The following is an 8,611-nucleotide window of genomic DNA, read 5'->3' as shown; positions in this document are numbered from 1 at the left end:
TTGAACGACGACGGCCCCACATGCATGTTCCACCAGCTGGCTAGACAGGTGAATTTCGGGACCGGTTCCAGGCGAATGTGAGCATCACTTGCCGCGTCGAGTGGCGTTCTGTGCAGACGAAAAATGACGTCAGTCTGGATCGCTTGTAGTGAATTGCGACCGCGACTGCGGGCTCTGGGCCAGGATGGGTCAATGACCGAACCGCGCACTGGGCAGCTGAACGTCTTCCTTCCGAAGGCGATGGCGCCAGCCGCACTTGATGCGGTGATCCGTTTGAATGTCGAATCGGCCCTTGCTCGCACCGGGCAGCGGCCGGTCACCATCGAACGCGGTGCCGGGCATGAGCATTCACCCGGTGTCTGGTGCTGGCCGGTGACCTATACCGCCGACACGAATCAGCGACTGGACTGACTACTGCTCTGGTCGGGATGTCGCTGGCGGGCCCGGGGATTGCTTGCTTGACCAGGTGATTCCAGACGAATTTCGACGTCACCTGGACTGTGTCGGTGGGCTGCTGAGCGGTCAGGACCGGAGTGCGGACATCAGTTGGTGTGCAGCGTCTTTGAGGTCGCGTTCTGTGTTGCGGCTTGCGCGGTTCGCGCCAGTCGGTAGCTTTGAGTGCCGGTCTCGATGATCTGTCCGCCGAAGGTCAATCGATCGACGATGGCCGAACACAGCCGAGGATCGGTGAAGGTCTTGGTCCACCCGCCGAACGACTCGTTGGAGGCGATAGCGACGCTGTTCTTCTCTTCCCGCTCGGTCAGGACCTGGAACAGCAGCTCGGCGCCGCGGCGGTCCAGCGCCATATGTTGGGTCGGCGGCGGGACGCCGTGCACCGTTTCCGGTGTCGGTTTTCCCGCCGCCGCCCGCCGAACCGGACGTGCCCGTTGGCCGAGCATCCGGCTCTCCATGCGATCCGATGGGTCAGGCGAGGTGTTCGCTGACCTGGCCGACGAAACCCATGTCGTCGTGGTCGGTCCGGCGGAAACGTGCTCCGTTCGGGTTGACCTCGTCGATGTTGTAGGGCGTGGAGATCTGCTGACCGCGGAAGCGGTAGCGTTCGACCTTCATCTTTGCCGGGTTGTAGAGAACCAGCCCGTCGTCTCGGATGCGGTCGGCCCCGAAGTAGCGGCGCCGCAACTGTTTCCAGGTCAGATGCCGGTGTTTGTAGCGTATCCAGGTCAACATCCGCCACCACGCATACCAGCCGAGGTAGGCGAATGTCTTCTTCGACGCGCCGTAACGGAAGTAGGCCGCCCAGCCCCGCAGGACCGGGTTGACCGTCCGCAATACCTGCCCCAACGACAGCGAGGTGGTGCCCCGCTTCGTCAGTGTCTTGATCTTGTGCATCACCGACGCCAACGCGTTCTTGGACGGGATGGTGAGCACAACACGACGGCCGCCGCCTCGGTTCTTCGCCTGGATGTGGAAGCCGAGGAACACGAATCCGTCGTTGATGTGGGTGATGTGGGTCTTCTCGACCGAGAGGGTCATCTTCAACCGGTCGGCCAACAGGACCGCGATCTCCGACTTCAGTTCTTCTGCTTCGGGTTTCGTGCCGTGCACCAGCACGACGAAATCATCGGCATAGCGAATCAGCCGGTAGTTCGGTCGGCCCGTCCGGCGGCGATACTGCCGCCGCCAAGGCGGGCTCATCTGTTCGTCCCAGATCCGCGCAAAGTGCCGATCCAGCACGGACAGATAGACATTGGCCAACAACGGCGAGGCGACCCCGCCCTGCGGAGTGCCCGTCAGGGTCTCCGCGAACCCACCTTGCAGCTCGACAACCCCGGCCCGCAGAAATCCCGAGATCAGGCGCAGCACCTTGCGATCGGTGATGCGTTCGCCCACCAAGTCCATCAGGACGTGATGGTCGACGTTGTCGAAGCAAGCCTTGATGTCTCCCTCGATGACCCATTCATAGGTCGACGGCTTGCGGGTGAAGTGGTGGATTTCGGCGATGGCGTCCTGAGCCCGACGACCAGGCCGATATCCGTAACTGGACGGATAGAAATCGACCTCGAAGATCGGTTCCAGGATCAGCTTGAGAGCCATCTGCGCCACCCGATCACGCAGAGTCGGGATCCCGAGATAACGGACTTTGCCGTTCTTCTTCGGAATCACCGCCTGCTTGACCGGCAACGCGCGAAAGGTCCCGTCCCGCGACGAGGAACGCAGTTCCTCCAGGAACGGGATCACTCCCATCCGGTCCTCGACGTGGTAGCGGGTGACCGCGTCCACGCCTGCTGTCCGGGCACCCCGGTTGCCGGACACCCGCTCCCAGGCCACCAACAGCGTGGCCCGATCGCTAATCAAGTTGAACACGTCCCCGAACCGGCGATCCGGATCGGCCCGTGCCCATCGGTGCAGCTTGCGCTGATGATCGAGTACCCGCCGCTCGGCCATGAAACTCTCCGGCCAAACGGTCGGCGCGTCGTTATTCAACAACGATCCTTCCCGACAGCAGCCCCGCTGCCATCACACTGTCGCCCTTCCCCATGTGACCGGCTTTCCCGGCCTCGGAGTACTACGGCGACTCCGCCACGTTCTGGGCCCATCAGCGGGCGTCACGCCTGCCCGTCGCCCGGCCGGTTGCCGGGTCGAGAAGGGCGTTCCCAGAACGCTTCCCACGTTCACTGATGATCTCTTTGACGGCTTCGGCGCCCAGCTATATCCCGGTGGCATCGCCCGGACCGCACATCGCAGTCTTGGTTCCGGGCCTCTCGCCGCCCATCGGATAAAGACGACAAGAGAGGAAAGCCCATAGGCTCAAGGCTTTCCAGCACCACAGCGCGGCCCATCCACCAGATTCGGCAGGCCGCTGACGACTCACGGGACGTCAACCACTGGCTCAGTTTCCTTGCACCCATTCCGTCTTCGCTTGCGGGCACGAACCGCCTGGTGGTGTCGGTCCGCCCCTACGTTGTCGAGGCTGCTCCCGGTCTCACCCCTGACCCGGGGTTCGACCTGCCTCCAGCTTCAACCGGCCACTGCGATGGCCGGCGTCGAGTACCTCCTCTCGCGAGATTCATCAGCGCCTCGTGGCGCACAGCCGAGTTCATCGATGCAGAGCAGGTCGACGCGTCCGTAGCGGGCGTGGTTTTGGTCAGGACTTTGTCGTCGGCGGCCTCGACCAGCTCGTTGACCAGTTTCGTGGCCAAGGTGTATTTCACGCGGTAGCCCTTCATCGCGGCTTCGGTGCCCAGTGAGATCAGCAGGTGGCTCTTGCCGGTGCCGGAGTCCCCGATCAGACACAGCGGCAGACCTTTCTCGACCCATTGACAGGTAGCGAGGGTGTGGATGAGCGCGGAGTCGATGCTGGGGTTGGCGTCGAAGTCGAACGCGCGCAATGATTTATCACGGGGGAATCCGGCCGCGCGGATGCGCCGCTCGGACCGGCGCCGCGCGCGGTCGTCGCACTCGGCCAGCAGCAGCTCGGCGATGAACGCCCGATACGACATCTGCTCGCGTTCGGCGGTGTCGGCGATCTCGCCGAACTGCTGACGGATCGTGGGCAACCGCAACATCCGGCATGCCTGGTCGATGGAGGCATCAGCCGGCTTTCGACCAGTCCTGTCCCGCGCGCGATCCGTGCCTCCTTTCCATCTCTGTTACACATTTTTGTGCCACAATCGGTATATGACCGCCATCCCAATCCGCGAACTCTCACACCACACCGCGCGGACCTTGGCTCTGGTCAAGGCGGGAGAGACCGTAGACATCACCGAGCGGGGCACGATCGTCGGCCGAATCGTCCCGGTCGATCCGACGCGTGATGCGCGGGCCCGATTGACGGCCGAAGGCAGAATGCGTCCGGCCTCGAGGGGACGCGCAGACCTACTCGCTGATATTCGTCGCCGGCTCGATCGGGCACCCGCCGATAACGCGAACCGAGTGGGCGCCGCCCTGCAGGATCTGCGCGATGACGAGCGGTACTGATGCTCTATCTCGATACCAGCGCCCTGGTCAAGTTGGTCCATCCGGAAGCCGAGACGGCAGCGCTCGTCCGGTGGCTCGATGAACGACCCGACTTGCCCTGGGTCGCATCCTCTCTCGTCGAGGTCGAACTGGTCCGTGCCGTGCGGGCCGCCGAACCAGCTGATCTCGTCCACATACCCGGAGTGCTCGCCCGGATAGACATGCTCGAAATCGATGGCATCGTCCGGGCGAACGCAGCCGCTGTATCACCAGCATCAGTGCGCAGCCTGGATGCGATCCATCTCGCCACAGCCCTTGAGATGGCCGCGGACCTCACCGCGGTGGTCGCATACGACAAACGCCTCGGCGAGGCGGCGGAAGCCGCTGGACTGACCTGGGAAGCACCTCACTGACGGTGTCGGAGAAGTTCTTCCACACCAACCCCATCAGGGCGATTGCCGTTCCACTCTTCGGCGATCCCGTTCGTTCCCGGGTGATCGCCTGGCCGTGATGGCGAAATCTGGCCCGGCTAGCTTATTGGGCAGGTTTCGAGGCGGGCCCGCGTATTTGACGAGGCCGAGCGCTGAGAGCTAACCTCCCTCACATGGACACTTTCACAGTGTCCAGAGGTACCGAAAGTGCGTCCAAGTCCCTGATGGCGCACCATATGACCGTTACTAGAAACATGGCCCGAATGAACGGCGCAAGCCAGGGCTGTGACACGCTTCACACATTCGCCACCCGACCGGGTGGCGAACTGCATTTCTGGCAGATGTTGCCGTAGTACCCTCTCCGCCATGTCGGCGGCCGTCGCCTCATCGTGGCCCCGTTCCAACGCCAAGAATCCTGCTTGTACCGCATGGAGCTCGGCGATCACGGGCTGGAACTCGTGTCCGGTCACCTTGTCTTCGAAGACGTAGAGCCGCTTGAAAATCGCCTGGTTCAGCCGCCGCCTGACCTTGTCGCTGGCACCCTTGTACAGGCGGTATGGATCGCGCAGCAGCTCCAGGCAGTTAGTCAAGAACTCGGCGCATGCGGACAGATCCAACTGCACCTTGCCCAGCTCCGCCTGAACCACTTCTCGTTCCCGGGCGATCTCGGTCAGCTTGGAGCGAATCTTGGCCTGCGGCAGCTCGCCATCGGCAGCCAGTTCGATCAGGTTGGTTTCCCTGGTCTCCAGATCCTTGAGCCTGTCCTGAAGTTGCTTCCGGTAGAGCCGCTGCGTCACTTCTGTCTCGTTCAGCATGGCTTCAAGCGCGGCCTGCATGGCAGCGATGAACTCTGGCGAGAAGGCGATCTTCTTGTAGTACTCCACCACCGCTTCCTCGACTCGGTCGACGTTCAGATATGGCGAGTGACACCCGGCGTTCTTCTGGTTGCCGATACAGAAGAAGTACCAGTACTCCCCGCCATGCCGACCTGGTGCCCGTTGGATGATCATGCGCCGCACGACCCCCTCCAACCGATCCTTCCCACAGAACAAGCTGCCCTTGAGATAGTGGTGGTGGACTCGCCGTCGTTCGCCGGCTACGCCATGCTCGTCGAGCACTTGCTGCACCCGGTTGAATGTCTCCTCATCGACCAGCGCCTGATGACGTCCAGGAACTTCCTCGCCCTTGTACGTCACGATGCCGACGTAGTAGTTGTTGCGAAAGAACCGTGCCCACTCCTTGGCCGTGACTGGCTTCGGAGTTCGCTTCGGCGTACGACGAGTACGCAACCCGCGGTCCCGCATGATCTGTTCGATCTCGATCAGGCTGTAGTCGCCAGTGGCGTAGAGCTTCCAAGCCTGTTCGACGAGCGGACCACGTTCGGTATCCGTCTCCACAGTCCTGATCTTGCGACCATCCTCGGTCTGCACGAGCACGTTCAGATACCCGATCGGCGCTTGCCCGAGAGTGCCGCCCTTCCGTGCCTTCTCCCCCATCTTGAACGAAACGTCTGCGCCGTCTTTGCGCGAGCGGTACTCGTTGAACGCGGCCAGGATGCCGTGCATGAGCTGCCCGACCGGGGTGTCGTCAATGGACTCGGTTGCGCTGATCAGCGTCACGCCGCGTTTCTTGAGGTCGGCCATGACGATGGCATCGTCCAGCCGGTTGCGGGCAAATCGCGCCAGCTCGTACACGACGACATAGTCAACATCGCGCTCGCGGCGTATGCGTTCGAGCATCTGCTGGAAAGCAACGCGCTTGGTCATCTCGGTGGCGGACTTGCCCGGCTCAACGTACTCGGCAACGACGTTGAGGCCGAGCTGCTCGGCTTTGCGAAGACAGGAGGCGCGCTGTGCTGGGAGCGAGATGCCTTCCGGGTCGTAGTCGGTGTTGACCTGACCTGGAGTGGACACGCGCAGGTACAGCAGCGCTCTGGTACCCGGCGGCGCGTCATCGTGGCTGATAAATCCGACTTCCTCGTCCTCCTCGTCGGTAACGATCTCCATGGTGCTAGTCGGCGTCAGCAAGTTATCGCCGGTGTCCAGGAAGGCACTGCGGTACGGAGCCGAGAGCTGGTTCCGATCGTCGTTCATCGTGCGCTCCCTGCGGCTGCCTCTTCACTCGCTGAATGCCCGAGAAAGAGCGCGATCTTCCGATGCCCCGCAGCGTCACTACTCGGTACGACCTGGCCATCGAAGGTGACGACGCATACATTCCGAGCTTCGAACTCGGCCATGATGGCTTGCAGGTTCCGCCAACTCCTTGAGACCCGTCCGATGCTGGGAACCATGACGTGGCGGACTTCAGGGTGATCATCCAAGTAGTTGAGGAGCGCCTTGAAAGCGAGCCGATTCTTGAATTTCGTCGCCGACACCCCCATTTCTACCACCTCATGAACAATGCGAAGCTGTAGTTCATCGGCTTGATGTTGCGCCCTTTCATGCTGGCGGGCCGTTGCGTCATCAACGTTGCTCGGCATCGCCGCAAATGAAATCAGTAGTACGGCTGGTCGCGGAATAGTGTGACGAGCCCTGGGTTCATCTCGTTTATCCATTTTTGCATCTCCCTCCCTCTCCATTTCTCTATTTTGGTTGGCTTTTCGGGCCACTGTCCGAACGATAGCTCTCTTTCCCGCTTTTGTGGATAGGCATATTGAAGCGGAATTTACATCTCCTGAACATCAACGAACGAAAAGGTGATAACGGCCAAACAACGGAGCAACGTCGTGTCGTTGCAGCTCGGGGTCATTCGACACGTTGGCGTATAGCTCGGCCTCGCTCGCGAAACTCCCGAGGTACACACCCGCGAAGCGGCGATGGAGGCCGTGGGGTGCAGGCGCAGGTTGGAGCGACAAGAACGCGCAGAAGGCATCCCCATCAGCGCTGGGCCGCCGCAGCGAGGCGACGTACGCGGACAACCAGCAGGCCCACCGTTGGAGGTCGTCTGCGTTCTGGCAAGTGCGAAAATCGAGGCGAAGAAGCTCGTCCTCCATAGCGTCCACGATTCGGCCATCGTGAACGAAATCTGACACCGCAGATCCCTGCGTGCGTACGCGGTCGAGTTCGACGGCGATCAGTCGCGCTGTAATGACATCGATCGGTCGCCGCTCGCTTATCGCTCGCGCGATGCCGAAATTGATAATATCTCTAATTGCATCCATCGGCTGCCCCGTCGCTCTCATTTATGGATGCAAGCTCAGTCGTCGGCGCCGATAGGCGGTCCGGGTTCAGAAGAGCGTTCGGCGGCTCCCGTTCTTCTGAGAGCGTTTTCCTCACAACATGCTCAATAAATCCGTCGCGGGTGCATACCTGAAAGATTTCGGCTTGGATTGATGGTGTGGCTTCGATGAGTCGAGCCAATTGCCGACCACGGCCGACATCCGGAACTACCCATAGCACCGAAGGGAATAGGCCATGCTCCGCCTGGTAGCGACCAGTATTGAAATACTGACTGTAGGCGGTTAGCTTGCGGAGGAGATGTGGCCCTCGTTCCGTCCCTCGGTCCGCTTCGATAAACCAATGGTGCTCAAATTCTGGTCCTGCGGTAATAGCGTGAAGATCCGGCTTCAACGCCGACTTCGCTCCGTGGCGGCCGACGTAGTACTGGTGCGCCGCACCCTCGACTGCGAGCTTGATCAACTCGATCTCGCCACGCGCGGCGGCTTCGTGGAGGACGACGCCGAGTTCACTGACCATCAGGGTGTGGTGGACGAACTCCGAGGAGGGTGCGGTGTAGCGCTTGCGGTAGCCGCCAGCGCGGGTGTGGCGCAGCAACAGATCTCCACGAGCAGCCAGTTGCCACACCAACTGGTCCGAGCCTCGGCGGGCGCCGCCTCTGCGGCGCTTCTGATCGTTCAGTGCTGCAATAAGATTGTCCGCACTCAGCCGACTGAGGACCCGTGTGCATGCTCTGGTTGCTGCTCCGATGGAAGCGTGGCCGGTTGCGAAGTGCAGCCGTTGAATCTGGCGAGTCGTGAGCAAGCGGAAGCGTTCGATGTCTCGAAGGATTGCGATGTCACGAGCGGATAGCCGCTCGTGGAGCGCTGCGAGCTGGCGCGCGCCAGTGCGGCGACGTGTGCTGGCGTTCCTGTCATGAGCCATCATGTCGGCCCCCTGGCAGGCAGAGCGTGAGCCGGGCTGGTACGCCTTCCGAGACCGCTGAACCAGCGGTCAGTCACATCCCTATAGGGGAGATGAAGGCCGAATGACCCCGTTGAACGAGAAACTGAGAGCCATGCGGCTGGAAGGTCGGCAGGACGGGTC

The 8,611-nt window shown here is 61.7% G+C and carries 8 protein-coding genes and 2 pseudogenes; 3 read left to right on the top strand and 7 right to left on the bottom strand.

All coding sequences use genetic code 11. The annotated features are described in order from the left end of the window. Positions 1 to 192: 192 nt before the first annotated feature. Complete coding sequence (locus NN4_RS15135) at positions 193 to 411, top strand: hypothetical protein (protein WP_147130950.1); 219 nt, start codon at positions 193 to 195, stop codon at positions 409 to 411. Between the two features lie 131 nt (positions 412 to 542). On the opposite strand, the pseudogene NN4_RS15130 reads toward NN4_RS15135, so the two are convergent. The 3 genes and pseudogenes from NN4_RS15130 to NN4_RS15120 all read right to left on the bottom strand — a co-directional run. Then, positions 543 to 809, bottom strand: a pseudogene (locus NN4_RS15130) (ATP-binding protein); the annotation flags it as partial. A gap of 115 nt (positions 810 to 924) precedes the next feature. Then, positions 925 to 2,445 (bottom strand): group II intron reverse transcriptase/maturase, encoded by a 1,521-nt coding sequence (ltrA, locus tag NN4_RS15125; protein WP_246180886.1) that lies wholly within the window; start codon positions 2,443 to 2,445, stop codon positions 925 to 927. A 606-nt stretch (positions 2,446 to 3,051) separates the two neighbouring features. Further along, positions 3,052 to 3,545: pseudogene (locus tag NN4_RS15120) on the bottom strand (ATP-binding protein); the annotation flags it as partial. Positions 3,546 to 3,639: 94 nt separating this feature from the next. Between NN4_RS15120 and NN4_RS15115 the strand changes: the two are divergent. Together NN4_RS15115 and NN4_RS15110 are read left to right on the top strand one after the other, a co-directional pair. Next, positions 3,640 to 3,939 carry a type II toxin-antitoxin system Phd/YefM family antitoxin gene (locus tag NN4_RS15115; protein ID WP_147130947.1) on the top strand — a complete coding sequence of 100 codons (300 nt, stop codon included), beginning with the start codon at positions 3,640 to 3,642 and terminating at the stop codon, positions 3,937 to 3,939. After that, complete coding sequence (locus NN4_RS15110; RefSeq protein WP_147130944.1) at positions 3,939 to 4,331, top strand: type II toxin-antitoxin system VapC family toxin; 393 nt, start codon at positions 3,939 to 3,941, stop codon at positions 4,329 to 4,331. Before NN4_RS15115 ends, NN4_RS15110 begins: the two co-directional genes overlap by 1 nt. A gap of 116 nt (positions 4,332 to 4,447) precedes the next feature. On the opposite strand, the gene NN4_RS15105 is transcribed toward NN4_RS15110, so the two are convergent. From NN4_RS15105 to NN4_RS15090, 4 genes are all read right to left on the bottom strand, one after another. Further along, positions 4,448 to 6,442, bottom strand: a complete 1,995-nt coding sequence (locus tag NN4_RS15105; RefSeq protein WP_147130942.1) for a recombinase family protein — start codon at positions 6,440 to 6,442, stop codon at positions 4,448 to 4,450. Beyond that, the gene (locus NN4_RS15100) at positions 6,439 to 6,957 is read right to left on the bottom strand and encodes a recombinase family protein (RefSeq protein WP_147130940.1); all 519 of its coding nucleotides are present in this window, start codon (positions 6,955 to 6,957) and stop codon (positions 6,439 to 6,441) included. The genes NN4_RS15105 and NN4_RS15100 overlap by 4 nt, the downstream gene beginning before the upstream one ends. Before the next feature lie 72 nt (positions 6,958 to 7,029). Then, on the bottom strand, positions 7,030 to 7,509 hold the full coding sequence (locus tag NN4_RS15095) for a hypothetical protein (RefSeq protein WP_147130938.1): 480 nt from the start codon (positions 7,507 to 7,509) through the stop codon (positions 7,030 to 7,032). Next, entirely contained in the window at positions 7,496 to 8,452 is a 957-nt protein-coding gene (locus NN4_RS15090) for a replication-relaxation family protein (RefSeq protein ID WP_147130935.1), read from the bottom strand. The genes NN4_RS15095 and NN4_RS15090 overlap by 14 nt, the downstream gene beginning before the upstream one ends. Positions 8,453 to 8,611 lie beyond the last annotated feature (159 nt).

The organism is Nocardia ninae NBRC 108245, from assembly GCF_007990755.1.
GTDB lineage: Bacteria > Actinomycetota > Actinomycetes > Mycobacteriales > Mycobacteriaceae > Nocardia > Nocardia ninae.
This window is presented reverse-complemented; position numbering and strand designations above follow the sequence as displayed.

What these genes read in the sequence shown, in the direction of transcription:
- NN4_RS15135 (WP_147130950.1), top strand. Translation starts at nt 193, where the DNA reads ATGACCGAACCGCGCACTGGGCAGCTGAACGTCTTCCTTCCGAAGGCG.
- NN4_RS15115 (WP_147130947.1), top strand. Translation starts at nt 3,640, where the DNA reads ATGACCGCCATCCCAATCCGCGAACTCTCACACCACACCGCGCGGACC.
- NN4_RS15110 (WP_147130944.1), top strand. Translation starts at nt 3,939, where the DNA reads ATGCTCTATCTCGATACCAGCGCCCTGGTCAAGTTGGTCCATCCGGAA.
- NN4_RS15105 (WP_147130942.1), bottom strand. Translation starts at nt 6,442, where the DNA reads ATGAACGACGATCGGAACCAGCTCTCGGCTCCGTACCGCAGTGCCTTC.
- NN4_RS15095 (WP_147130938.1), bottom strand. Translation starts at nt 7,509, where the DNA reads ATGGATGCAATTAGAGATATTATCAATTTCGGCATCGCGCGAGCGATA.
- NN4_RS15090 (WP_147130935.1), bottom strand. Translation starts at nt 8,452, where the DNA reads ATGATGGCTCATGACAGGAACGCCAGCACACGTCGCCGCACTGGCGCG.